This window comes from Streptomyces sp. NPDC001985 (assembly GCF_040296845.1).
Classification (GTDB): Bacteria; Actinomycetota; Actinomycetes; order Streptomycetales; family Streptomycetaceae; genus Streptomyces.
Genome location: NZ_JBEOYB010000009.1, coordinates 81,591 through 105,858, shown reverse-complemented (window position 1 = coordinate 105,858; position 24,268 = coordinate 81,591). Strand labels below are relative to the sequence as shown.

22 protein-coding genes and 1 pseudogene are annotated in these 24,268 nt (G+C 70.4%); 12 read left to right on the top strand and 11 right to left on the bottom strand.

The features are described from left to right. Positions 1–314: 314 nt before the first annotated feature. Complete coding sequence (locus ABT122_RS06200) at positions 315–815, top strand: FBP domain-containing protein (RefSeq protein WP_351546127.1); 501 nt, start codon at positions 315–317, stop codon at positions 813–815. 199 nt (positions 816–1,014) lie between these two features. On the opposite strand, the gene ABT122_RS06195 is transcribed toward ABT122_RS06200, so the two are convergent. Next, complete coding sequence (locus ABT122_RS06195) at positions 1,015–1,725, bottom strand: TetR/AcrR family transcriptional regulator (protein ID WP_351546124.1); 711 nt, start codon at positions 1,723–1,725, stop codon at positions 1,015–1,017. On the opposite strand from ABT122_RS06195, the gene ABT122_RS06190 reads away from it, so the two are divergent. Continuing rightward, positions 1,724–2,668 carry an oxidoreductase gene (locus tag ABT122_RS06190; protein ID WP_351546121.1) on the top strand — a complete coding sequence of 315 codons (945 nt, stop codon included), beginning with the start codon at positions 1,724–1,726 and terminating at the stop codon, positions 2,666–2,668. The genes ABT122_RS06195 and ABT122_RS06190 overlap by 2 nt on opposite strands. An 86-nt stretch (positions 2,669–2,754) precedes the next feature. Here ABT122_RS06190 and ABT122_RS06185 read toward each other — a convergent pair whose 3' ends face one another. Then, positions 2,755–3,381 (bottom strand): isochorismatase family protein, encoded by a 627-nt coding sequence (locus tag ABT122_RS06185; protein WP_351546118.1) that lies wholly within the window; start codon positions 3,379–3,381, stop codon positions 2,755–2,757. A 197-nt stretch (positions 3,382–3,578) separates the two neighbouring features. On the opposite strand from ABT122_RS06185, the gene ABT122_RS06180 reads away from it, so the two are divergent. Next, positions 3,579–4,043 (top strand): MarR family winged helix-turn-helix transcriptional regulator, encoded by a 465-nt coding sequence (locus tag ABT122_RS06180; protein WP_351546115.1) that lies wholly within the window; start codon positions 3,579–3,581, stop codon positions 4,041–4,043. Here the strand turns inward: ABT122_RS06180 and ABT122_RS06175 are convergent. Beyond that, positions 3,971–4,804: an Atu4866 domain-containing protein gene (locus ABT122_RS06175; protein ID WP_351546113.1), complete on the bottom strand. Its 834-nt coding sequence runs from the start codon at positions 4,802–4,804 to the stop codon at positions 3,971–3,973. The two genes, ABT122_RS06180 and ABT122_RS06175, sit on opposite strands and share 73 nt — an antisense overlap. Before the next feature lie 680 nt (positions 4,805–5,484). Between ABT122_RS06175 and ABT122_RS06170 the strand changes: the two genes are divergently transcribed. From ABT122_RS06170 to ABT122_RS06155, 4 genes are all read left to right on the top strand, one after another. Continuing rightward, the gene (locus ABT122_RS06170; protein WP_351546111.1) at positions 5,485–6,534 is read left to right on the top strand and encodes an AraC-like ligand-binding domain-containing protein; all 1,050 of its coding nucleotides are present in this window, start codon (positions 5,485–5,487) and stop codon (positions 6,532–6,534) included. Between the two features lie 122 nt (positions 6,535–6,656). Beyond that, entirely contained in the window at positions 6,657–6,791 is a 135-nt protein-coding gene (locus tag ABT122_RS06165; RefSeq protein WP_351546108.1) for a hypothetical protein, read from the top strand. 88 nt (positions 6,792–6,879) lie between these two features. After that, a complete protein-coding gene (locus ABT122_RS06160) occupies positions 6,880–7,584 on the top strand; it encodes a class I SAM-dependent methyltransferase (RefSeq protein ID WP_351546105.1) in 705 nt (234 codons plus the stop codon). Positions 7,585–7,885: 301 nt separating this feature from the next. Continuing rightward, on the top strand, positions 7,886–9,211 hold the full coding sequence (locus ABT122_RS06155) for a glutaminase (protein ID WP_351546102.1): 1,326 nt from the start codon (positions 7,886–7,888) through the stop codon (positions 9,209–9,211). A gap of 270 nt (positions 9,212–9,481) precedes the next feature. Here ABT122_RS06155 and ABT122_RS06150 read toward each other — a convergent pair whose 3' ends face one another. The 5 genes and pseudogenes from ABT122_RS06150 to ABT122_RS06130 form a co-directional block, all read right to left on the bottom strand. Further along, on the bottom strand, positions 9,482–10,027 hold the full coding sequence (locus ABT122_RS06150; RefSeq protein ID WP_351546099.1) for a ferredoxin family protein: 546 nt from the start codon (positions 10,025–10,027) through the stop codon (positions 9,482–9,484). 387 nt (positions 10,028–10,414) lie between these two features. Beyond that, positions 10,415–10,516: pseudogene (locus ABT122_RS06145) on the bottom strand (NADP oxidoreductase); the annotation flags it as partial. Between the two features lie 54 nt (positions 10,517–10,570). Continuing rightward, positions 10,571–12,046 (bottom strand): alpha/beta hydrolase, encoded by a 1,476-nt coding sequence (locus ABT122_RS06140; RefSeq protein WP_351546096.1) that lies wholly within the window; start codon positions 12,044–12,046, stop codon positions 10,571–10,573. Between the two features lie 564 nt (positions 12,047–12,610). Then, positions 12,611–13,771 carry an oxygenase MpaB family protein gene (locus ABT122_RS06135; RefSeq protein ID WP_351546093.1) on the bottom strand — a complete coding sequence of 387 codons (1,161 nt, stop codon included), beginning with the start codon at positions 13,769–13,771 and terminating at the stop codon, positions 12,611–12,613. A gap of 526 nt (positions 13,772–14,297) precedes the next feature. Continuing rightward, entirely contained in the window at positions 14,298–15,272 is a 975-nt protein-coding gene (locus ABT122_RS06130; protein ID WP_351546090.1) for a helix-turn-helix transcriptional regulator, read from the bottom strand. A 136-nt stretch (positions 15,273–15,408) separates the two neighbouring features. Between ABT122_RS06130 and ABT122_RS06125 the strand changes: the two genes are divergently transcribed. Together ABT122_RS06125 and ABT122_RS06120 are read left to right on the top strand one after the other, a co-directional pair. Further along, complete coding sequence (locus tag ABT122_RS06125; protein WP_351546087.1) at positions 15,409–15,804, top strand: RidA family protein; 396 nt, start codon at positions 15,409–15,411, stop codon at positions 15,802–15,804. Positions 15,805–16,669: 865 nt separating this feature from the next. After that, positions 16,670–17,293, top strand: coding sequence for a peptidase inhibitor family I36 protein (locus tag ABT122_RS06120; RefSeq protein WP_351546084.1), 624 nt, complete (start codon positions 16,670–16,672; stop codon positions 17,291–17,293). 994 nt (positions 17,294–18,287) lie between these two features. On the opposite strand, the gene ABT122_RS06110 is transcribed toward ABT122_RS06120, so the two are convergent. Beyond that, positions 18,288–18,782 (bottom strand): hypothetical protein, encoded by a 495-nt coding sequence (locus tag ABT122_RS06110; protein WP_351546081.1) that lies wholly within the window; start codon positions 18,780–18,782, stop codon positions 18,288–18,290. Between the two features lie 451 nt (positions 18,783–19,233). On the opposite strand from ABT122_RS06110, the gene ABT122_RS06105 reads away from it, so the two are divergent. The 3 genes from ABT122_RS06105 (at position 19,234) to ABT122_RS06095 (ending at position 21,645) form a co-directional block, all read left to right on the top strand. Further along, entirely contained in the window at positions 19,234–19,404 is a 171-nt protein-coding gene (locus ABT122_RS06105; protein ID WP_351546078.1) for a hypothetical protein, read from the top strand. After that, positions 19,401–20,222: an SAM-dependent methyltransferase gene (locus tag ABT122_RS06100; RefSeq protein ID WP_351546075.1), complete on the top strand. Its 822-nt coding sequence runs from the start codon at positions 19,401–19,403 to the stop codon at positions 20,220–20,222. The genes ABT122_RS06105 and ABT122_RS06100 overlap by 4 nt, the downstream gene beginning before the upstream one ends. Before the next feature lie 70 nt (positions 20,223–20,292). Continuing rightward, the gene (locus ABT122_RS06095) at positions 20,293–21,645 is read left to right on the top strand and encodes a cytochrome P450 (RefSeq protein ID WP_351546072.1); all 1,353 of its coding nucleotides are present in this window, start codon (positions 20,293–20,295) and stop codon (positions 21,643–21,645) included. Between the two features lie 434 nt (positions 21,646–22,079). Here the strand turns inward: ABT122_RS06095 and ABT122_RS06090 are convergent, their stop codons facing one another. Both ABT122_RS06090 and ABT122_RS06085 read right to left on the bottom strand, forming a co-directional pair. After that, complete coding sequence (locus tag ABT122_RS06090; protein WP_351546069.1) at positions 22,080–23,051, bottom strand: terpene synthase family protein; 972 nt, start codon at positions 23,049–23,051, stop codon at positions 22,080–22,082. A 427-nt stretch (positions 23,052–23,478) separates the two neighbouring features. Next, entirely contained in the window at positions 23,479–24,219 is a 741-nt protein-coding gene (locus ABT122_RS06085) for a squalene/phytoene synthase family protein (protein WP_351546066.1), read from the bottom strand. Positions 24,220–24,268 lie beyond the last annotated feature (49 nt).

Sequence of the window (24,268 nt, the reverse complement as noted above, 5' to 3'; positions counted from 1 at the left end):
TATGTTTCGGCCCGCGCCGAGCGCGCCTCGCCACACCGCGTAGCCGTCCGTCTTCCTGACGCCGTCCCTGCCGGACGGCGGACCGGACGTGAACCTCCGGTGCCCTGAACCAGCCCACACCTCTCAGCCCGCGCGCCTGTCGCGCCGAGCGGATGGGCCTCTCTGTCGAGCCGCTCGGCCTGCTCTTGCTGTCATGACGGATTCCTCAGCAAGGAGCACCGGGTGTCCAGTACCCCAAGGACCCTCCCACCCCTTCCGCCCACCTCCCCCACCGACATGTCCATCCGCGCGCGGGCAACTCGCCGGGAGCTGCCATGCGCCCGATGACCAGGGAGGAGATACGCGGCTCGATCGTGAACCCGGACGGGACCGGCAGCAAGGTCCGGCTGCCCGCCTGGTTCGACGACGTCCGGTGGGACCGGATCGACTATCTCGGATGGCGGGACATGCGCTCCCCCCAACGCGCCTACCTCGTCACCGAGGCCGACGACCAGGCGCGGGGAGTGCTGCTGCGGCAGGCCCCGAACAACGCGGCGCACAGCTCGCGCGCGATGATGTGCGACCTGTGCCGGTTCACCCGCCGGTTCAACGAGGTCTCCCTCTTCACCGCTCGACGCCCGTCCCGGGACAAGCGCAAACGCCTCAACACGGTGGGCCTTCTCCTCTGCACCGATCTCGACTGCGCGGTGAAGCTGCACAGCAAACCGATCCGCGGGCCTTTCGACCCCCCGGTGGAGGAAATGATCGAGCGACGCCGTGTGGGTATGCGTTCCCGCACGATCAGCTTCATCCATTCGGTGCCCGAAAGGGAATGAACCACTCGGCGGAGAACGTGACGGGTCACCCGGCGAGAGACCCTGAGACCTCCGCCGCCGTCACGGTCGAGGACAGCCGTCCATCCGGACAGGGGCCGGGCTCAGCAGCGAGCCCGGCCCCTGTCCGGATATCGAGGTCACCTGGGGCCGGGGGCGGGTCGGTCCGGCGCCGTCACGGGGGTGGCGGGGTGAGTGACGGTCAGGCCCGTCCGTCCGGTGCGCAGCCCCGCAGGATGAACGCGATCGCCTCGTCCAGCCCGCGCTCCGCGGCCTCCGGGGGGATCATGCCGGTCGCGGCCAGGCCGGCGAAGCCGTGCAGGGCCGCGAAGACCGGGACTCCGATCCACTCCAGGGGCCCCTCGCGCACCTCACCCTGGCGCTGCCCCTCCCGCATCAGACCCTCGATCAGCTCGGCCCAGCGCCGGCCGGCCTCCAGCAGGGCCGCCGAGGCTCGCGCGTCCTTCCTGACCGAGCACATCAGGTCGAGGAGCGCGGCGTTCTCCCTGCTGAAGCCCACATAGGCGCGGGCGACGGCCTCCAGCTTCTCGCGGCACGACTCCCCCGCGCCCCTCCGCGCCGCCAGCATGGTCTCGGTCATCCGCTCGTAACCGCCCAGCGCGAGCGCGTCGAGCAACGCCTCCTTGTCCTTGAAGTGGCGGCTGGGCGCGTTGTGGCTGACGCCGAGGTCGCGGGCGAGTTCGCGCAGCGACAAGGCGGCCGGCCCCCGGTCCCCGAGGGTCTCCTCGGCGCGGGCCAGCAGGGCCGCGCGCAGGTCTCCGTGGTGGTAGGGGCGGGTGCGGGACTGCATGGCGGCGAGTCTAACGGCCGTGTGCGCACCGACCACATGGTTGACCGAATCCACATTGTTGTCGTTGACAACAATGTGGACGCTGCCCACACTCGGAGACATGACCACCACACCCCACGCCGCACCCGGCCCGTGGAACATCACCGACATCCCCGACCAGCGCGGTCGCACCGCCGTCGTCACCGGGGGCAACAGCGGGATCGGCCTCGCCACCGTCCGGGCGCTGGCCGGCGCGGGCGCCCATGTGGTGCTCGCGGTACGGAACCCCGAGAGCGGCGAGGCCGCGGCCGCGGACGTCGACGGCAGCGTGGAAGTACGCCGCGTCGACCTGGCCGACCTCGCCTCCGTGCGCGCGTTCGCCGCCGCCTGGCGGGGCACCCTGCACACACTCGTCAACAACGCGGGCGTGATGGGCACCCCGGAGTCCCGGACCAAGGACGGCTTCGAGACGCAGTTCGGAACCAACCACCTGGGCCACTTCGCCCTGACGAACCTGCTGTTGCCGCACATCACCGACCGGGTGGTGACCGTCTCCTCCGAGGCGCACAGGAAACCGGGCACACCGCGCATCCGCTTCGACAACCTCGGACTGACCGGGGAGTACCGGCCGAGGGCGGCGTACAGCCAGTCCAAACTGGCCAACCTGCTGTTCACCCTGGAACTCCAGCGGCGCCTCGCCGCCGCGCACTCACCCGTGCGGGCCCTGGCCGCGCACCCCGGCTGGGCCGCCACGAACCTGCAGCGCCGCCGCGGCAGCGCCCTGAGCCGCGCCGCGATGCGGATCGTCGCCCAGGACAGCCGGGCCGGCGCGCTGCCGACCCTGTACGCCGCCACCCAGGACCTCCCCGGCGCGAGCTACGCCGGCCCGGACGGCCGGGGCGAGATCCGGGGCCGTCCGACCCTCGTCGGCCGCTCCGCCGCGGCCAGCGACCCGGTGGCGGCCCGGCGCCTGTGGGCGGTCTCGGAGGAACTGACCGGCGTCACCTTCCCGGAACCCGCCCCGCCCGCCCCGCCCGCCCCGCCCGCCCCGCCCGCCGGAGCCTGACGCGCCGCGCACGAGGCCCGGCGTTCCGGCGTTCCGCGCCCACGGGACGGGAGTACCCGAGTGGAGCGGAGCCGTTCGTCGCGGCGTCAGGACCGGTGGGCGGCCGCGATCTGGCCGACCAGGACGGCGAACGGCATGTCGAGCGCGGCGTAGACAGCACCCGCCTCGGGCGCGGCGTTGTCCCCGAGAGCCTCGACGATGAGGGTGGCGTAGTCGCTGGGGATGACGCCCGCCTGCTGCATGCGCGCCAGCCCGGCCTCCCGCTTGGCCGGGCTGAAGGTGCCGGAGGCGTCCACCGCCACGTAGGCGTCGTAGCCCGCGGCGGTGGCGGCGTACGCGGGCAGGGCCGCGCACACCTCCAGAGACACCCCGGCGAAGATCAGCTTCCGGCGGCCGGTGGCCTCGACGGCCTCGCGGACCCGGTCGTCGTGCCAGGCGTTGACGGAGCCGCGGTCGATGATCTCCTGCCCGGAGGGAAGGGCCTCGACCAGTTCGGGGGCGGTGGGCCCCCACATGCTGTCGGCCGCGGTGGTCGTCACCACCAGCGGGATGCCCAGCGCGGTCGCGGCCCGCGCCAGCGCCGCCACATTGTGCTTCAGCTCGGCCACCGGGATGTCCCGGACGCCCGAGAGCAGACCGACCTGATGGTCCACCAGAACGACAGCGGCGTTCTCGCGGGTGACCGGCTCCAGGTACCTGCCGCGCTCACTCATGATCTTCCCCTCACGTTTTAGTCACTAATCGTGATAGTCAATTTCAGTGACGACTTTGAATCTAGGCGACCATCACCCTTCTGGCAAGCGGGAGTTGGAGCGGCGCGGGGCGCGGGGCGGTCCGGCGGCTAAACTCGCCGGTCGGACCGCCGTGAAGGGGACGGCGGAGACAGGACGGAAGAGGGAGGGCGTGGGGCATGACCGGCGACCGGCAGACAGAACCGGGACCGGATCTGGGGGTGCTCGCCGCCCGGGTGCTGTTCTCCGTCCAGCGTGAACTGTTCGCCACGCTCGCCGAGCGGGGCTTCGACGACATCCTGCCGCGCTCGGGGGCCGTTCTGGCCCATCTGCGCCCCGAGGGCATCCGCGCCAGTGAACTGGCCCGTCTGTCCGGCCGGCACAAGCAGGTGGTCGGAACACTCGTCGACGATCTGGAACGCCTCGGCTACGTCGAACGTGTCCCGGACCCCGCCGACCGCCGCGCCAAACTGGTCCGCCCCACCGAACGCGGTCTACTCCAGATGGAGACGGCCGGCGCCATCATGCGCGCGATCGAGGAACGGCACGCGCAGTCGCTGGGCGAGGAAACCTACGCCGCCTTCAAGAGAGCACTCGGACAGGTGGCGCTGGCCCAGAGCGCGGCAGCCGAGAGGCCGGGCTGAGCGGGCACGCGAGCCGGGAGCACGACCGCGCGAACACGCGGGGCGAGGTCGAAGGACGGCGAGCTTCCCACTCCGTAGAAGCCGAGATCGTCCAGGTAGTCGATGCGGTCGCCGTCGATCCAGTGGCGGCCCCGGTAGGCGTGGGGGCGTCCGCCCCTGGTCTCGTCGTAGCGGCCGTCCGGCGTGAGTTCCTGGCGCGGGAAGCCGGCGCGGTCGGTCCAGACGCCGACGCGCGGATCGCCGGTGGGTTCCCGGGCGGCCGGGATGTCCGTCTCCGGTGCGGTGGCCCGTCCGGGGACCTCGGCACCGGACCACAGGACCGGACGCCCGGCAGCGACGAGCGCGCGGATCTGCTCGGGCCTCGTCAGGAGCGCGGTCAGCGCGCTCGGTGCGTCGGCGGCGAGTTCGTCGGACAGCACCAGGAGGTCGGCGGTGTTCCCCGGTGCCGGAGTCGCGGAGTACTCGGAACGCCGGCCACGGCCCGCGGTCAGTGCCACGGCGTCCACGACGGCGGGGGCGATCGTCAGTCCGGTGCAGTCGACGACGATGGCGTTGTCGTCGGCTGCGGCGGTGATGCCGGGGCCGACCCCCGCCAGCAGCCTGCCGACGAGCAGCAGATCGGCGCCGGTCACGGTCCCGATCAGCGGGTCCGTGGTCAGGACGCGGGCCTGGGCGAACAGGACGGGAAGCGCCTCGCCGTTCGAGAGGATCTGGTCAAGGGCCCCGGCGTTCCAGGTCGTGGTATCGGTGCGGCTGCTCATGGAGACTCCTCGGTGCGTCGTCGGCACGTCGGCACGTCGCCCCGGCCGCAGCGCGCGGCGGGCGAGGCGGTGTGGCGGTGGAGCGGTGGAGCGGTGGAGCGGTGCGGGATCTGGGTACGCGGGGCCGGCCGCCCTCCGGCCACCAGGTTCGCCGCGACGGGGAACCGCAGCCAGGCCGCGCTGTCCCCAGGAGTCCGGCACACACCATCCGTCCGGCTCCGTACCCCGTACGGGGAATCGACGACGACGTCCGTGGCCGCTTGCGCGCGGAGCCATGCCCGCCACCGTGCTTGATCATGATCTGGCACCGCGCCGACCACGGGTTCTCCGCCGCCCAGCGTTCGCTGTGGACGCGCCGGCGGGCCGCTGTCGCCGCCCGCGCGGTCCTCGCCACCCGGCGGCCGCGGCGGCATCCGCGTGATTCCCCCTCCCGGAGGGACCCCATCCACGTCGCCGCGCCCGCGCCGCCGAGCCCGAGGTTCCGCGGAACTGCCCGGAGAGAGTCCCTCCGTTGATGACGGGGAAGGCTTGGCTCCGACAGCCGTGCGGTCATGGCGCAGCCGTGGCGGGCCGCTCTCTCCTCCCGTCGGACGGGGGACCGCCTGCGCCCGTGCGGATCGACCAGCACGTCGTCGGCCGTGAACCGCCCCGCCCACCGCGTACGACGGAAGGACGCGACCATGTCCCGGACCAGCTCCGCTCCGGCTCCACCCCTCCCGCTGCCCACGGCCGCGTACTCCAACGGTCACATCGCCGCGCGGGACCGCTTCGGCCACTGGCGTGAGCTGCTGAGCAGTACCCACGCGCCCCTGGAGCTGCGCAGCGACCACTCCGACGACTTCCTGGTGCGGCAGCGCGTGATCAGGCTCGGGGAGGTGACGGTGTGGCCGGCCGCCTTCCCGCCCGTGGTCTTCCGCCGGCCCCAGAAGCTCATACGGCAGTCCGATCCCGAGAGCTACCATCTGACCCTGATGCTCCGGGGTGTGGGAGTGGCCGAGTGGCGCGACAAGTCGTTACGGGCGGGCCCCGGACTCTTCCACACCTGCGACTCCTCACGGCCGGTCGAGATCCGCTCCTTCGCTGAGCGGGGCCGGATACTGATGATCGGGGTCGAGGTGCCCAAGGCCGTGCTGCCCCTGCCCCGGCGGCTCGCGGACCGCTCGGTGGGGCTGCCCATCCCGGACGACCAGGGTGTGGGCGGCCTGCTGGCGAGTCTGCTGCGGCGGCTCGTGCGCAACCTTCCCGAGTACGGGCTCGCGGACGGACCGGGGCTCGGGGCGGTGATCGCCCACCTCGCGGCGACCGCGCTGGCCCAGGCGGTGGAGAACGACAGCGCGCTGCCGCAGCACACCCGCCGGGTCACGACCGCGCTGCGGATCAGGGCTTTCATCCAGCGGAACCTGGGTGATCCCCGCCTCTCCCCCGCCGAGGTCGCCGCGGCGCACCACATCTCGACCAGTTACATGCACCGCGTCTTCCGGCACGAGGGCGTCACCGTGGGGACCCTGATCCGGCGGCAGCGGCTGGAACGCGCCGGTACCGACCTCGGCGACCCGCGCCGGGCCGGCGAACCCATCCAGGCAATCGCCGCTCGCTGGTGCCTCACGGCATCCGAGTTCAGCCGGAGCTTTCGAACCGCCCAGGGAATGACACCCGGCGAGTACCGCCGGCTGGCCCTGCGCGCCGAGTCCGGCGACCGACCGCGCCGGCATCTCGGGGCCGGTCACTGATGTGCGCGCGTGGTGGGGGGCGCCGGTCGTTCCTTCCCCTGGTGGAGCCGGGTTGTGTCCACAGCGCGGGGGCGGGGTGCCGGCCCCGTACCTCCCGCCGGAGGCCCCGGGGAAGGAGAGCCTTGCGTTCCGTCGACGTCCGGAGCACCGACGGACTCATCCGCCACCGCCGCCGCCTCCCGCGCCGAACTCCCCCAGCCGAGGTCGCCCGGTTCCTCGCCGACTCCCGCGCCGTGGCCGACGCCGTGGTCGAATAGCCGGAGTCCGGGCCCGCACCCCGCTCCGGCAGGTGCGGGCCCGGCACCGCCACCGCCCGCGTGAGCCGACACAGCGGAGAGCACGGACATGAGCAGCACTCCAGGGGCGTCCGCCATCGGTGACATCGTCATCACGGCCCGTCCCGCCACCGACTGCGTCGCGCAGTTCGCCCTGAGCACCGATGACCTGCTCGCCGGTCCGGTTCTGGACTGCCCCGGCGGCGCGAGCGACTTCGCCGCCACGGTCCGTACCCTCGGCGGGACAGCCGTCAGCGCCGACCCCGTCTACAGCCACAGCCCCTCGGACCTCGCACGCGCGGTCGAGCGCGACCTCGCCCGGGTCCGCGCGTGGACGGCCTCACAGCCGGACCGGTTCCCCCTGGACGGGGCCGGCCAGTGGACCCACGCCCACCGCTGGAACACGGCCGCCGCCACCTTCCTCGACGACTTCCGGCGCGACCGGGCCGCAACCAGCGGGGACTACCGCGCCCTGTCCCTGCCCCGCCTGCCCTTCCCGGACGACTCCTTCACCCTCGCGGTATCGGGCTTTCTCCTCTTCACCTATCCCCGGCACTTCGACGTCGCCTTCCACCTCACCGCGATCCGGGAACTCGTCCGCGTCGCCGCGGACGTGCGCGTCCACCCGCTCAACGACTCCGCGCGAAACCCCTACCCCGCCCTGCCCCGGCTCCTGCGCCACCTCACCGAAGCCGGTATCACCAGCGAACTGCTCACCGTCCAGGGGCAGTCCGACAGCCGGGACAACCTCACACTCAAGCTCACCCGCCGGTGAGCACCCCGCCCGTGCCCCGCCCGTGCCCCGCCCGGAACGGCCGGAGCGCGGGATCGTACCCCGCGGGGCGCCCCGGTGGCGGACGAGAATGCTGACCGGCGGGGGTTCGTCCCGCCCCGAAGCCGCTACGCCACACGGCTGACCCGAGGAGGGCCGAGCAGGAGGCTGCGGCTACGGTTCACGCATCGGCGTGGTGACGCGGAGAGACTGCCGGCGAGTGTCGGGACGGCACTCGCGCCACGGCGGCCTCAGCGCCGGCGCCACAGCACACTCAGCGCCCGAAAGGTATGGAGGACGACGCATGCGGTCGGTCATTCCCGATTATCTGGCCGAGGCCATCGGAGATGTCGAGGCGGACACCTCCGGACAGCCGGCGGACTACATCCCCGAACTCGCGACAGCGGACCCCGAGCGCCTCGGCGCGGTCTTCGCCACCGTGGACGGCGAGGTCTACGGTGCCGGCGACATCGATACCGAGTTCACGATCCAGTCGATCTCCAAGCCGTTCGCGTACGCGCTGGCACTGGCGGATCGCGGCTTCGGCCCCGTGCTCGCCAAAGTCGGTGTCGAGCCGTCGGGAGAGGCGTTCAACCAGATCTCCCTCGAAAGTGATACCGGGCGCCCTTTCAATCCCATGATCAACGCCGGTGCGATCACCGCCCACTCGCTGGCCGGTTCGGAGGGCATGAACCCGGCGGAGCGTGTGGAGCGCGTGGTCCGGGGCCTTTCGGCGTTCGCCGGTCGTGAGCTGAGGACTGATGAGGCGGTGTGCGTGTCGGAGATGGAGCACGCGCACCGCAACCTCGCCATCGCGTACATGCTGCGCGGCTACGGCATCCTCACCGAGGACCCCAGGGCCGTCGTCGAGGGCTACATCCGCCAGTGCTCTGTGCTCGTCACCGTGCGGGATCTGGGCATGATGGCCGCGACGCTGGCCAATCGCGGCGTCAATCCTCTCTCCGGTGAGCGAGTGATCCGCGAACCGGTCGTGCGTCAGGTGCTGAGCGTCATGTCCACCTGCGGAATGTACGACGCGGCCGGTGACTGGGCGACCCAGGTCGGCATTCCGGCGAAGAGCGGTGTGGCCGGGGGTCTGATCGGGGCGCTCCCCGGCCAGATCGGCATCGCCACGTTCTCACCACGGCTGGACGCCCACGGGAACAGCGTTCGCGGAGTGTCGCTGTTCGAGCGGTTCTCCTCCGACATGGGTCTGCATGTGATGGAGGTCCCGGCCGCCGCGCGTGCCATCGTGCGGTCGAACCACGTCGTCGGCGACGGACCGGCCGCGGTCCGGGTCCTCCAGCTGCAGGGCGGGATCGGGTTCGCCGGAGCCGAGCGAGTTGTCCGGGAAGCCGTGAACACCGCCCCCGCGGAAGCCCGGGTGGTGCTGGACCTCACCATGGTCCATTCGATCGACGACGTGGCACGGCGCATGCTGCTGGAGGTCGTGCGCCGGCTCACGCTGGACGGTCACGAGATCTATCTCGTCGACCCGGAATCGATCATGCCCGATCCCGACCCCGGCGATGGCGGCCGGGTCACCGTCGTGGGCGATGTGGAACAAGCCCTGATCTCACCGCACGAGGTGGCCCGGCCGAGGAGCCGCCCGACGAGGAGTGAGACATGACGACCGGACAGGGGGCCGGTCGCCGGCGGTCGTAGCGCGGCGCGGGAAGGGAACAGGCCGTCCGGAAACGGCGGGTGGTGTCGGTGCGCCGGTCCGTGGATGTCGTTCAGGTGCACCCGGTCGTCGCCGAAGCTGCGGCCGCGCCACATCGCCGCCCCGTCCGGGGACCCGCCGAGGCACGCCCGCAGGTCCGGTACTCCGCGCGCTGTTCCCGTCCAGTAGGCGTCGGTGAGCTTCTGTGCCACCGTGAGGATCTGGCCGTCGCGCCGGCTAGAGCTCGGGCAGTCGGTCGGCCGGGGTGGGAGAGCGGCGGTCCTGCAGCCAGTAGAGATAGATCCGCAGGTCCGTCTCCAGGCATCCGGAGTCGGTGCCGCCGGCGATACAGGCCGCGAAATCCAGGGCACCCTCCCTTGCTCGTTGGTTCGGGAGCCACCGGTCGTACCGCTCCCACTCGTGCGCCTGGTCTCTCAGGTACTCCAGGATCCGCTCCCGGTCCCGCCACCACTCCCGGACCAACTCCGGTGTCCACCGCTGGTCCCCGTCCCAGGCATAGCCGTCCATGGGTTCCGCCTCGATGGCACCGAGTACGTCCCTCACCTCGTCCGGTGTGCGCGGCTGGCGGTACACGTACTCAGTGAAGTACTGACCGCCGCAGTGGATGTGCCGCGGGGCTTCGAGCCGACCTGTCGCGCAGTTGTCCGTCTCGGCGCCGTACACCGGACCCGGGACATTGAGCCACAGGCGGTCCTCCCAGCGACCGTTGCCGCTCGGGTACACCTGGAACAGCGCCGCCGCCGCGTCGAAGTAGAGCGTCATCAGGGCAGCGTACTTTTACCCGAAAAGCTGAGACCGGAACGCGCTCGGACGCACCACCATGAGCCGCCCAAGCCGCGGACGTGCCGCGGCATCCGCCCGCGTACCGGACGGCGGACTGTCCCCGTGTCCCCGCGTCACCCTCACCAGCCTTCGCGACTGGCGGGCTCCAGCACCCCCTCGCCCGCACCGAACCGCAGAACGAACCGGTCGGTGCTCTGCCCGTCCTCGGTGACGGTCTCCAGCGGGACTTCCCGATCCACCCCCGTCCGGCCGGCCCCGCAGCCGCACGACCCCTTTCGCGGTACGGGAACCGCGGCGTCCACGGATGCCACGCTTGCACCTGGACCGCACCGGCGTGTTCCAGCCGGTCCAGGCGCGGACCCCAGGGGCAGCCCGGGCCGCTGGAAAGCAATGTGCCTGGACGTCTGCTCCCTCTCCCGCACAGAGCCCGATAAGCAGCGCGGCGGTCGCCTCCAGCAGGCCCGCGCGTCACGATCGTCATCCTGCCGGGTCCGCCCCGGGCGGCTCCGGATCGGCAGGCTGTCAGGACGGCACGGCGGGGCAGCTGGTGCCCCGGGGTGGGACTGCCAGGTCGGTGAGGTAGCTGTCCACGGCCTCCTCCATGCACGGGCCGCTGGTGACGCTGCCGTGACCGTGGCCCTCGTAGGTGAGCAGTACGCCGCTGCGGCCGAGCTGCCGGGCCACCGAGACCGCCCACGGGTAGCCGGTGGCGGGGTCGTGCAGCGCGTTGGAGACCAGGATCGGCGGGGCACCATGTACGTCCAGGCGGTGCTGCGGGTTGGCGGTCGGCGCGCCCAGACACGCCGCTACCATGTGGATCGGCAGCAGGTAGGGCAGGTCGGGCGCGGTCGTGTTCATCATGGCGACGAGCGAGGTGTACTCCTGGTAGTCGCGCACCGGCAGGTGCCAGTCCGAGCAGAAGACCGGGGTGGCCGAAGGCAGCGGCGCCATCGAGGCGGGCGACGCGGGCAGCGGCTTGCTCGCGTCCATCCCCGCGATCGCCGTGGCCAGGCCCGCGTAGTCGGCCTGGTAGAACTTCCGGAACGCGATCTTGTTGACCAGGTCCGAGGAAGACAGCGAGGTGCCCGGCTTCGCCGGGTCCTCCAGCTCGCCGCGCCCGGCCCGGGCCAACAGGCCCCGCCAGACGTCGCGGACGTCGAGCGCACAGTCTGCGGCACGGTCGCACCACTTCACGAACTCCCGGAATGAATCCTCCGCGCCGGCCGCCTCGGACTGCAGGAAGTCACGGGTGGTCGCGACGCTGTGGTCCATGACGCTCTCCAGCACCAGCGCGCGCACGCGGCGCGGGTAGGTCTCGGCGTACTGCGCCCCGAGCAGCGTGCCGTACGAGCTGCCATGGAAGGTCAGCTTCCGCTCGCCGAGTGCGGCCCGGAGGGCGTCGAGGTCCCGGACCGTCTGGGCGGTGTCAAGGTGGTCGAACACCGGGCCGGTACGTGCCCGGCAGTCGGCACGGAGCCGCCTGTTGTACGCCAGGGTGGCGTCGAAGTCCGCCTGGCTCTTCAGCTCCGGTGACGGCCGCTCGGCAAGCATGCCGCCGGAGCAGGTCACCGGGTTGCTGCCGCCCACGCCGCGCGGGTCGAAACTGACGATGTCGAAGCCGCGGCGGACCTCGGGGCTGAACCGGCTGATACGGCGCACCACCATCTCCACACCCGAGTCGCCCGGCCCGCCGGGACCGAACACCATCGAGCCGACGCGTGCGCCGGGGTCGGTGGCCTTGCGGCGGGCCACGGCCAGGTCGAGTCTCGGCCCGTGCGGATGGGCCCAGTCGACCGGCACCGAGAGAGTGGCACACTCCGCTCCCGGCTTTGCCGGGTCGTCACACGGTACCCACCGCAGGGCCCCGGTGGCGGACGGCGACGCGTGGACTGCGGGAGCGGCGGCGATGCCCGTGATGACGGCCATGGCGAATCCCACCGCCATGGCCGTCCCCCGCACGGCGATGCGCCGCAGTGCGGATCTGCCCCTTAACGGCATGGAGCCTCCTCGTGAAAGAGCGGTTGCGTCAGACGTGCGGGCCCCGGCCGGAACAGGGTCGTCACGGTAGGTGCGCTGCCGCCCATATGGTGCCCCTGTCAGGGATTTTCCGGGTCAGGTCGGGGAGAACTCAGGGGCGATCGGGGCGCAGCGCGGAAAAGGTCGGGGTCGGGTCAGGGGAAGAGATCAGTCGCGGTCTCCAACGGTCCGGCAGCCACGAGGCCGGCCTCCGCGAGGAGGGAGAAACCGTGGGACCGCTGACCAACAAACTCAAGGCCGCGGGATCGCCACCCGATACGACAAGACCCCCAGACAGCCACTTCGTCGCCAGGGGTCGGCGGGCAGCGGCCCGGCGACGGCGGGCGCCAGGCTGTGGAGGAGCTTGATCACAACGTCTCGCCGGGACGCCGATCCTCGTGACGGCGAGCCGGGATTTCCCGGAAGGCCGCCCGCGTGCTTCTCGCCACAGACCGCCGAAGGCCCGGCCCAGTCCACATACGGGCGCACACCGACGGGAGACTGCGCCGGAACAGCGGAGCGGCGATCCGCGCGGTGGGGTGGCGGTCAGCGGTCGTCGCCGATTTCCTCGTGCATCTGGGGCTGGTCGTCGCCCTGGCGGCTCAGCGCGTAATTCTCGACCCTGTTGAACTGCTTCGACGCGACCCCGATGATCTCGTCGTACGGGTTGACCCCCGTGGCCTTGCCCGCGGTGCCGCCCAGCAGCCCGCCGCCGATCCCGCTCATCATGCCGTGGCCGGCGGAGGCGAGTTTCGCGCCGGTGTCCAGGACCGCGTTACGCGGAATGCCCGCCATGTCGGCGTACTTGTCGGACAGTGCCGTGCGGATCATCGCGGCGAACGGGGAATACGCAGGCTCCGGCAGGTACTCCTCCTTGTAGAACTTCAGCGCCTGCGCGGTCATGAACCGGCCGTCTTCCGTCGGCTTCCACTCGTCGTCCCGTGCGGTGAGCCAGAGGGCCGTCGCCTGGCCGACGTCCTTGGGTGCCAGCCACCGCTCCGGCGTGCCGAGGTAGTGGTTGATGTAGTGCCAGGCGCCCATGAACCCCTGCGCGTCGTTCCTGGAGACGGTGAGCCCGAGGTTCCGCATCGCTTCGAGGATCTGCACGCTGAAGACATAGGTGGCGCCGCAGGTGTACTTCTGGGAGACCGGCTCGCCCCACTTCGCGTAGTCCCACGCGCCGCTCTTCTTGTGGAGCTGGCGGACCGAGGCGTGCACCAGGCGCACCTTGGTCACGGTGGCGGCGAGCGTGCCGTCGCTCAGCGCGCCCCGGTCGCCCATGCCGATGAACAGCCGAGAGGACTGCGACAGGCGTCGGCCCGGTCCCTTGACCCCGCCCAGGCGGCCCGTGGTGCGCAGGGTGTACGCCCCCGTCGGCGCCAGGTAGGTGCCGATCAGGCCGACAGTGCCCTGGAGCATCGACGCCACGCCGTGATGGTGGTCGAAGAAGCTCTCGGCGGCCCGGACGTCGGCCCCGCTCCAGCCCGGCGGGTCGACGGTGGCCCCCTTGAGGAACGTGGCCAGCCGCGGTGGCAGGCCGGACAGATCCTGGCCGGGCCTCAGCGTGCCGATCGTCCTGAACAGGGCGTTGACCCCGTCGATCTCCCGGTTGTCGATCAGATCGGACACCAGATGATCGGCCTCCGGGTCACCCGCCTGGTTCGCCACTTCGAGTTCACTCGCGATATTGGCGGTCGTCAGTGCCACAAGTGGTTCCGTTCCTCGGAGACATCGGGATGGTGGTCGGGTCACGGAAGGCTGCCGCGACCGCGAACCCGATGCTGGCAACACCCAGACAACGCCGGGGCCTCCTTGACCCAGCGGAACGTTTCGTCCTCACCCGATCGAGGCCGAACGTCCCCCTGCCCTGCGGACGAGTTGACGACGGCGCACACGAATGCGCGTCGGGGTTCCCACCCTCCGACCGCCACCAACGCCCAGCGCCTCCCCGGCACAGCTCCTCAACGCACCGCCCGGTGTTGCCGCAACGACAGCCCACGGGTGGTCACCACAGGCGGCGGGACCACCTTCCGTCCGGGGCCGCGGCGGGCATTGGCGCCGGAGCCGATCGGGCCGTCGCCGGAGGCCGGCGCCGGGACGGGGGCCGACTCCGGGACGGGGGCCGACTCCGGGACGGGGGCCGACTCCGGTGTGGGGGCAGGCCCCGGTGTGGGGGCAGGCCCCGGTGTGGGGCCCGGAAGATCTTGGTGATAGAGAACAAGCGGAGTCCTGCTCAGGATGACGGACCGTAGCGGGCAGCGATCTCGGCGGCGCGGTGGCGCAGGGACGCGCGCAGCCACTGCGGGGCCAGAACCTCCGCGTGGGTGGCGAGCTGCCACAGGGCCCATTCGGCGTGTCGCGAATCCTGGAAGATGACGTTCAGCCGCAGCCAGCCGTCCGCGTCGGCTTCCTCGGAGCAGACGGCCAGGACAGTGCCCGCCAGAGGCTCCCGCCGCGCCGGGTCCACCCGTACCAGCACGGTGACCTGGTCACCGCCGGTCCGAAAGCTCGCGTTACGTTCCTGCCAGGCCCGGTCCAGGTCGACGGATTCCGGTCGTTGCGCGGGTTCGTCGAGTTCCACGGCGACCAGCACCCGGGACAGCCGGTAGGTGCGGTCCTCGCCTGCTCTCTTGGCCAGGAGGTAGCCCTGTCCGCGGACGGCGGCCAGGCCGATGGGGTCCACCGTGCGCCACTTCGGGGCTTGGTCCACCGCCGCGTAGTGGATGCGCAACTTGTGGCCGGCGAACACCGCGCGCCGGATCTCGGCCCCGATGGCGTCGGGCACTTCCTCGTCGGCCACACGGCGCGAGAGGAGGTCGGTTTCCGGGTCGATGAGTAAGCGCTGCGCCGCACCGGCCGCGGTGTACCGAAGGCTCTCGGGCAAGGAGTCGACCACCTTGAGCATGGCTGAGGCAAGCGCCGAACCGAGGCCGAACAGCTGGGCGCCGCGCCGCGATCCGGCCACGAGCAAGGCGAGCGCCTCATCGTGATTCAGTCCGGTGAGAGCCATCTGGAAGTCGGGCAGAAGCGAGAAACCGCCGCGCCGGCCGCGCTCGGCATAGACCGGGACGCCGGCCGCGGACAGCGCCTCTACGTCCCGCAGCACCGTACGGGTGGAAACCTCCAGCTCACGGGCCAGTGACTCCGCGGTCATCCGACCGCGCTGACGGAGCAGGAGCACCAAGGCAACCAATCGGTCTGCGCGCATCCGGAAACTCTAACCAAATACATGACTGAAGATGTCACGTATTACTGGAAGGCTCTGTTGCACGACGTCAAAGTCCGGCAGCTGCCGAGTCGCTGAACGTCCGCAGTGTCAGCAAACCGAATGGAGCGAGTCGGTAATGGAACGTAACGCCGTCAACCCGGTCACGTGGTCGGCCGAGTTGGGCTTCAACCAGGGTGAGGTCGTCTCCGGGCACGCTCGGACCCTGTACATCTCGGGGCAGACCGCGATGAGCGAGGAAGGCGAACCCCAGCACGACGGTGACATGGCGGCGCAGCTCGCGCTGAGCATCGACAACATCGAGGCGGTGCTCACCGAGGCCGGCATGACCCTCGCGAACCTCGTCCGGCTCAACGTCTACACGACCGACGCCGACACGCTCTTCCAGCACTACGGTGTGCTGGCGGGTCGGCTGGGTGCCGCCCGGGTCTCGCCGACCACCACCATGCTCGGTGTGACGCGTCTGGCCGTCCCCGGCCAGCTGGTCGAGCTCGAGGGCACCGCCGTCGCGTGAGGCAGCCCCGTCTTCGTCTCCGCTGTTCGTGCCGGTTCACCGGCACGAGCAGCGGGCACGTGAACCGCGGCCTGCCGCTTGACGCAGGCCGGTGCCGCCGGCCCGCCCCGGGGATCGCGGGGGCGGGAGAGTCGCCCCCGACTCCGCGGGTGGTTGTCGACCATGCTGCTGCGCCATCGCTGCCGCTCCTTGTCTCCCCGGGAAAGGCTCCCAGCCTGCGCTTGACCAGCCCGGAGCCGCGCACGCGGACGCGGCGAGGGTGCTTCGACGGCCGGCCGGGGTTTCGCGGAGCCGGGCCGCCGCCCGGTCGCGGCACTCGGCGGAATCGCGGGCGGAACTCGCACCGGTGCAGGCGGATTTCCATGCCCGAAATCCCGGAGTGGGCCCTTTGATCGCATGCGAAATGTTCCGACGCATCCTCCCCTGGAATCAGATGTTCGTCCATGAGGCTCTGTCCCATTGAAGTCGCAGGTCAAAGGGCTGGTGCGATCGATTCTCCGGTGGCCGTGCCGGTCGCGGGCGGAAGTTGTCCGGCGTACCGGAATCCGACGCAGAGCATGCGTTCCGGTGTGCCTGATGATGTTCACCGCTCCTGACGGTGCAGACCCGACTGGTGCGTTCCGCGGGTTCTCGATTCCCTGAGGCGATGGGTTCCGCGGAGGCTGTTCGTGTCCGGGGTACCGCGGGCCGGCGTGTCTGTTCGCCGGTACCTCGATTCGGTGAAAGGCGCCCGCTCTCTTTCCTGTACGGGGATCGGTCCTGTGATGATCCGGCCAGAGGCAGCGGAGCTTCATCGGATGGCATACGCCGGGCGGGCGGGATTGTTCTGTGTCCCGCAGGGCGTGGGTTGGTAAGGGAGTGGGTTATGGCGGGTAGGGCACGCAGGTTCGGAATGATGGTGCTCGGGCTGGTGACGGTGGTGGGAACAGCGCTTGCGGCAGGCCCGTCCGCGACAGCCGCGGCGGCTCCGGAGGAGTGCGGGAAGGGAGAGTTCTGTCTCTACGAGACGTCCGAGGGCGGACAGGTCCAGCGGCTCACCGGCCAGGTGGAGGGTGACTGCATCCCGACCAGCATGACCCTGGCGGACGGAACGGTCCAGCGAGCCAGGATGGTCACCAACCGCGGGGATCTGCGGGTGGTCCGCTTCAACAGCGACGACTGCTCGGGGAAGAGCGCCGGATCGCTGCCACTCTTCGGGACGTCCGTCGAGGACGGCGGGCCGAAGTCGTTCCGGCCCATCGCCTGCGCGATCGACAAGATCTGTTTCTGGGAGAACGAGAACTTCTCCGGAACGAAGGTGAAGCTGGACTACGCGGACTCCTGCTCGCCCATCGGGATCGAGGGCAGGGCCGTGTGGAACCTCGACCTCAGGACGGTCAGCACCTACGAAGGCTGGGTATGCGTGGGAGCCGGCTTCCGAGGAAATGTCGCCCTCGGCGGACTGGGATCACTGACGTATCCCGTCAACCGGATCAGCCGCGCCGCCTGACAGCCCCGAACCCCGCAGTGGCCTGCCCGGGACACGAACACCGGGCAGGCCATATCTCACCCCCACCACTCCCCCTCCCCGCATCCCCGTCCGCCGGCGCGCCCCCGATGAGAGAGGATCATCACGCCGGGACCGAACTGCCGGGCCCCGCCGTTCCCGGCAGTACCCCGGTGGCGGACCGACGTTGATCGTTTCGAGGGTGCCCCTCTCGGTCAGCACCTCGGGGGCGACGAAGTCCTGCATTCCTTCCCGAGTGAAGACCTGGCCGGCGGCGACGGGCGAGAGTCCGACGGGAATCACGCCGTCGGACAGCAGGCCGGGGTGGCCGCTCCGTCCGGTGTGCATGAGCTGGGCGAAGATCACACCGCCTTCGCGGTACTCACAAATGCACAAACATGCAACGCGTGCACACATTTTCCGGGATGTGACCGAGTCCCGTGGCGGGACGAGCCATCAGGATGGAAGAGCCGTAAACAACTCTGCGGGAGGCGCCCTGTGCGTGCCCAGAACCCTGCCGGCCAAGCCCATTGCCTTGGACACCGGAGAGCCCCGGGAACCCAACCTCCCTCGACCGGCGTGTTGCCGGAAGCGCCGGCGTGGCCGCTGTCCGGGGCGCTGGTATTGACCCTTCGGCCCAAGGGTCACCGGTGGGTGCTCGCCGTCTGGGCCGCTGCCTTTCGACGACACCGCTGAGGGCTCCTTCGCTCCTGCCCCGAGCGTCGCCCGAGCGGCTCCCGCACAGTGCAGTCTCGACCCGAGGACGCGTCATGACGCATGAGTTAACGACCTCATCGGCCATCCAGGTGATCGACAGCCCGCGGTCCGGTCCTTACCGCGGCAAGGCCGTCCGGACCTACGACGATCCTCCGTGGATGTGGCACAACGCGCTCGGCACGGAGCACCTGCTGTTCCAGTTCGGCCTGCTCGACGCCGGGGAACTCGCCGGCCCTCCCCGGGGATCGGTGGGCCCCTCCGAGATACGCCACTTCGACCGTCAGCTTCGGATCGCGGGCCTGACCGGACCCGGCCGGCCACGGGTCGACCACATCCTGGACCTGGGCCGGGGCTGGGGATTCCTCTCTCCCGCTACTTCGTCGAGCGTTTCCCCGAGGCCCGGCACGTGGACGTCGTCAGCATCAGTGTGCGGCAGCTGGAGTACTGCGCCGAGCAGCTCACCGGACACCGCGCGGCCGCCCGCATCCGGCTGTTCCTGTGCGACGGGCAGGACGTCGACCTGCTGCCCGAACCGGAGATTCCCTACGGCCCGGTGGTCGTGCGCGGGATGTACACACGCTTCCTCAACGACGTCCTCGAGACGTCCGTCAAAACCGTCCCCCAGATCCGGGAAGGCGGCCCCCTGGTCATCCCCGACACCCTCTACAAGCGCGACCTGATCCGGTACGAAACCGCCGTCCCCGACACCGTGGACCGCCTGGCCCGGGGCACCCGCAAGAGCCCCGCCTGCCTCGCCCGGGTCCTCGAAGAGCATGGCCTGATCCTCCAGGACATGCGGATCACGCCGTCCAACGCGGAGGTCATCCACTGGTTCCTGCCCGGACAACGGCCGACGACGTGGCCGCACACGGGCCGGCCGGCCACTCGGCCGAGTGGGTCCGGGCAGCACACCGGCCTCCTTCAAGTCCCGCCCCGGTGTGACGCTCGCCGGCTGTCCGACGACGGCCGGGGGCTACCGGGCTCGTTCGGCGCACCGGACCGCCGGCCGGGGCCGGGCGGCAGGGCCCGGCGCGATGGACGCTCCCGGGGGCGACCTTCCAGCCCGTCGATGATCTGCCGGACATCTGGGGAACCCCTGAGCGCACCACCCAACCCGCCGGCCCCGACCCTGCCGCCCACGGCGGCCCTCCCCACCCGAGTCGCCCGGCCCCGTCACCGCCCGGCCGGCGGGGAGAAACGCACCGTCTCACGGAAGGAGTACCCCCATGGATCACACCACCCCCTTGGACTCCCCCGCCATGTACTACTCCTCCGTGTCCATGCACCCGCTGACCGATAAGGCTGACGCACGGAGATCGGCGCCGAGCAGCACCCAGCGCACCCCACCTCCCACAGCCGTGACCGCCTACGACAACAGGAAGCAGACACCGCGATGACCCACCGCTCCGCGCCTACCGGCGTCGGCACGATGTACGACCAGTTCAGCGACGTGTTCGCCCAGGCGATGGGCGGCAACATCCACGTCGGCTACTGGGACGGCGCCGACGACCCCTCCACCGTGGAACAGGCCACCGACCGGATGACCGACATGGTCGTCGACCGGCTCGCCGCCCAGCCCGGCCAGCACCTCCTGGACATCGGCTGCGGAACCGGGCGCCCCGCGACCCGCATCGCGACCCGGACCCAGGCACGCGTCACCGGCATCACCATCAGCGCCCACCAACTGGAACGCGCCCAACAGACGGCGCGGCCGGCCGGGAGCGGCACGCACGTCGACTACCGCTTCGCCGACGTCATGAAGCTCCCCTTCGGCGATACGACCTTCGACGCGGCTTACGCGATCGAGTCCCTCATGCACGTACCCGACCGGACCATCGCGCTCACCGAAGCCGCCCGCACCGTCCGTCCGGGCGGACACCTGGTGGTGACCGATTTCCTTCTGCGCCGCCCGGTCACCGGCGCGGCCCAAGTCGCGGTGGACACCGCCGCCGGAATCTTCCAGGTCGCCAATTTCGCGTCGCCTGACGAGTACCGCACTCACCTCGCATCCGCTCACTGGCAGTTGGAGGCGTTCGAGGACATCGGGGAGCAGGTCCGCCGCACGTACACCCATCTGACCGCCACGATGCACGCCCTGCGCGACAGCGTGCCGGCCGAACTCACCGACCTGATCGACCAGGGCATGGACGCCATCGGCGCGTTCGCCACCTTCCCTGAAGTGGGCTACGTGCTCATCACCGCCCGCCGCGTCTGATCGCCGCGCCCGAGCAGCACACGCTTCGCGGCCCGCACCGTACCGACAGCAAGGAGAGGAAAGGGCAATCGTGAGCACACACCTTGAGACAGTTCCCCTGGCTCCCGGCGCACTGCCCGGGATCGGGCACCTGGGCCGGCTGGCCAGGGATCCGCTGGGGTTCTTCGAACAGCTCCGCCCCCATGGCCCGCTGGTGCGCATCCGCCTGACCCACCGCACGGTCTACGTCGTGACCTCCGCCGAACTCGTCCACCAGGTCCTGGTGACCGACAGAGCGGACTACGACACGGGCGGCCTGGTCATGGACACCGCCCGGGAACATCTGGGAGCGAACCTGGCCGTGGCGCCCGGCGACCTCCACCACACCCACCGCCGCCTGATCCAGCCCGTGTTCCGTCGCGACCGGATGCCCGACTACGTGCGCCGCATCACCGCGCACGCCGAGAAGCGCATCGCGGGCTGGGAAGCCGGAAAGGTCCTGGACGTGTCCCCGGAGATGACCCGTCTCACCACCGGCGGCTTCACCCTGTCCCTGTTCACCGACCCCGTGTCCCCCCGGGTCCTGGCCCGTTTCAAGGACGACCTCCCCCTCGTCCTGTCCGGACTCGCGCTCAAAGCCTCCGTCCCGGCAGCCGCACGGCTACCGCTGCCCCGTAACCTCCGCTTCAACCGCGCCACACACCGCACTCACACGGCGATCGACACGATGCTCCGCCACCGGCGCGACGACCCCGGGCACCACGATGACCTGCTCACCGTACTGCTCGCAGCCCACAACGGCCTCGACGCCAGGGCCGCCGACGAACAGATACGGGGACACATCCTGAGCTTCATGATCGCCGGGATCGAGACCACCGCGTCCCTCCTGGCCTGGACACTGCACGAACTGACCACACGACCGGACCTCTACCGAAGCGTCCAGAACGAGATCGACACCGTCCTCGACGGCTCCACGCCCGCGTACCAGGACCTGCCCCGGCTGCCGCAAGTGACGCAGGTGCTCATGGAGGCACTGCGCCTTCACCCACCGGTATGGATGCTGAGCCGCACCACCCGACGCCCCACCGAACTCGGCGGCCACACCCTGCCCCCCAACGCGGGCATCGCCTTCAGCGTCCCCGCGCTCCACCACGACCCCGCGGTCTTCCCCGGCGCCGACCGCTTCGACCCCGACCGGTGGCAGCCGGGCCGCATCACGCCTGCCCAGAAGGCCGGCTTCCTGGCCTTCGGTACCGGTCCACACAAGTGCATCGGCGACGTGTTCGGGCTGGCCGAGGCCGCAGCCACCCTCACTGTCATCCTCCAGCACCACCGGATACACGCGGCACCGGGCAGCAAGGTCACCCCGCAGGCCCGCGCGACGCTGCGCCCCGCCGGACTGCGGCTGCTGGTCGAGCCGCGCACCGTGGGCACACGCGTGTGAGCAGCCGAGGTACAGGAATCCCTGTGGGCCAGCGGCATCGGGGGGCCCAGGGGGCGGCCTCGCCAGTGGCGCCGTTCAGCCCCTCGTAGTGGTACGGGTAGTTCATCCAGGACAGGTCGCCGTATCGCCGGCGCGGGCCGAGCGGTGCGGGCGGCCAGGGCGGCGGCGACCGCGTCGAGACCGCCTCTGCTGTGCCTGCTCAGAGGGCGTCAGGTCCGTTTCTGGCAGCGGCCCTTCAGATTGGGCGAGGAAGGCTTGGCGGGCGAGGCGTCCGAGCAGTGGGCCAGGTCGGTGACCTGCGGGGGTCTTGCGTGCGGTCGGTGACCTGGTCCACGGGTGACCAGTGGCCATCGGGTCCGACGGTCGTGAGCGGGTGTCCTGCGGGCTGTGTGCGGCCTGATGAGGCAAGCGGTGGCCGACTTCTGGGCGTGTGGTCAGCGATGCCAGCCTTCCATGGTGTAGCGCATGCTGTAGTACTCCCAGGCCACGTTGCCCGCGACGGCGTCCTGGAGGACTTCGACCCAGCCAGGTCCATGGCGGGGATCCGCGACGCAGAGCGCCTCGGCACGGCGCACGAACTCTTCGACGTCCCGGTGGAACTCGTCCACCATTTGGTAGACGGCTTCCTGGAAGGTGCAGTGCTGGTGGTGGGCCAGGATGCTGGGGTAGATCATGGTGTCGTCACGGCTGAGGTCGCGTCGTAGTCCGATGACGTCGTTACTGATTCCTGACAGGATGCCGGCCAGGGCCGTCAGTTGCATGGTCTCGGGCCGCATCAGGGTTTCGAGAGGTGTGTGCAGGCCGCGAGCGATTTCGGAGAGCGTAAAGAAGGGCGCCATGCAGGCGGTCAGTTCTCTGATCCGCTTGTAGGCGGCGATCTCCGGGGTCAGGCCCTGGTTCGTATGGGCGGCCTCTGTGCTGGATGCCAGGAAGAACTGCATGAAGTGGTACTGGATGCGCAGAACCTGGTCGGGAGTGGCGATGTCGCGCAATTGTTGGTTGAGGTCGTGAACAATGGTTGGCAGAATTGCCTCGGAGGAGGAGTCGCGCTGCAACGTCCGGCCGATGCGCTCGCACGCCATGTACTCGGCCATCGCCGCAGCCAGGTTGCCCTGAGAAATGCCGTGCTGTTCGGCGATCCAGTCCTCAGAGATCGTGGCCAACGCCAGGAAACGTGAGCCGAGCAGCACCGTTGAATAGTCGCCGTAGGGCACCACGGCGGGGAACCAGCGGCTGATTTGGGTCTCGATGAGGTGTCGCTCCCGTTCGGGAGTGGGCACGAGACCGATATCGCGCATCCACTGATCGGTCTTGTCGCAGATCTCCTGAGCCTGTGGGTACTCCCTGGCCGGGAACGGCAGGATGAGCTGAGGAACGTCCAGTTCGGACAGATCCAGATATGGCATGGCTGGAGGGCTCCTTCGGATGGCTTTTGCGTCGATACCACAGGACAGTCGCCTGACAGTCCAGCAGGGAGCCGTCAGGCCGCGCTCACGCCTTGCTCCGGGGGGAGATCCAGGGCGTTTGCGCCAGCGCCTGCTGTGCCCGTGGCGGTAAGGGCTCACAGAGTGCGCGGGCCGGGCTGCAAATCGTGTACGCAGGGGTCGGCCAGAGCGAGTTCGGTACGTGCGTAGCGGGACATCTCCTGGATATCCCGGGCCAGGAGTCCACACCACGTCCAGCGTGCCGCCGTCGGGACTCTGGCTGGGAGTGACCGCTGCCCCTGGACGACCGCGGGTTCCCCCCGCGGCCCGACGACGACCCCTGCCACACCACGCCTGGCGCGACATCTCGCTGCGCATGGGCCGGCGGGTGGTCGGGCACGGGGGCCTTTCAGTTCTGGGCCAGGGCGTACCGGTAGCGGGTGAAGGGCTCGGCGCAGAAGGTGCGGGCGGGGCCGGGTGGCAGTGCGTCCACGTAGGCGGCTGCCGGGGTGAGCTCGGTGCGGACGTAGTTCAGCATGTCGTCGGCCTGCCAGCCGTCGGGCCAGAAGTCGATGCCGCGGGAGGCGTCAGTGGCCTGGTCGATGAGGATGTTGGCGGACTGCAGGGCCCGGCCGTAGGCGATACCGTGGGTGCGGTTGGTGCGGGTGTTGTCGTGCCAGGCCCACAGATCGGACAGCATCAGCACCAGGGTGCCGGACACGGCATAGGTGTAGCGGCTCAGATCGTTCTCGGTGTGGATGGCGAAGTCGGCGCGGGCCCAGTCGGCCATGCGCTCGGCCATCGCCGCGAAGGTCTCCAGCACTCTGGGGCCGATTTCGGGCGCCGCGAGCACGGACCACTCGCCCAGACGCAGGCTGACCTCCGGCAGAACGGCCGCGTGCTCACGGAAGACGGAGCTGAAGTCGGCCTGGGTATAGCGGGTCTGCCAGATCTGGGCGACGCCTTCCAGCAGCCGCGCCTTGGTGGTTCCGTCGAGGTCTGGGTGGTCCTCGATCTCGTCGATGCCGCGCATACACAGATACGCGCAGGTGGTGGCCTCGTTCAGGCCAGGAGGCATGGAGACAACCGGCTCGTACCAGGTGGTGCTGTAGGCGCGGACCATGGCGTGGGCATCACAGAGAAGGGACAACGCAATCTCCTTGACAGGTCGGTGGTGGGATTCGGAAGGGAATCTCTGG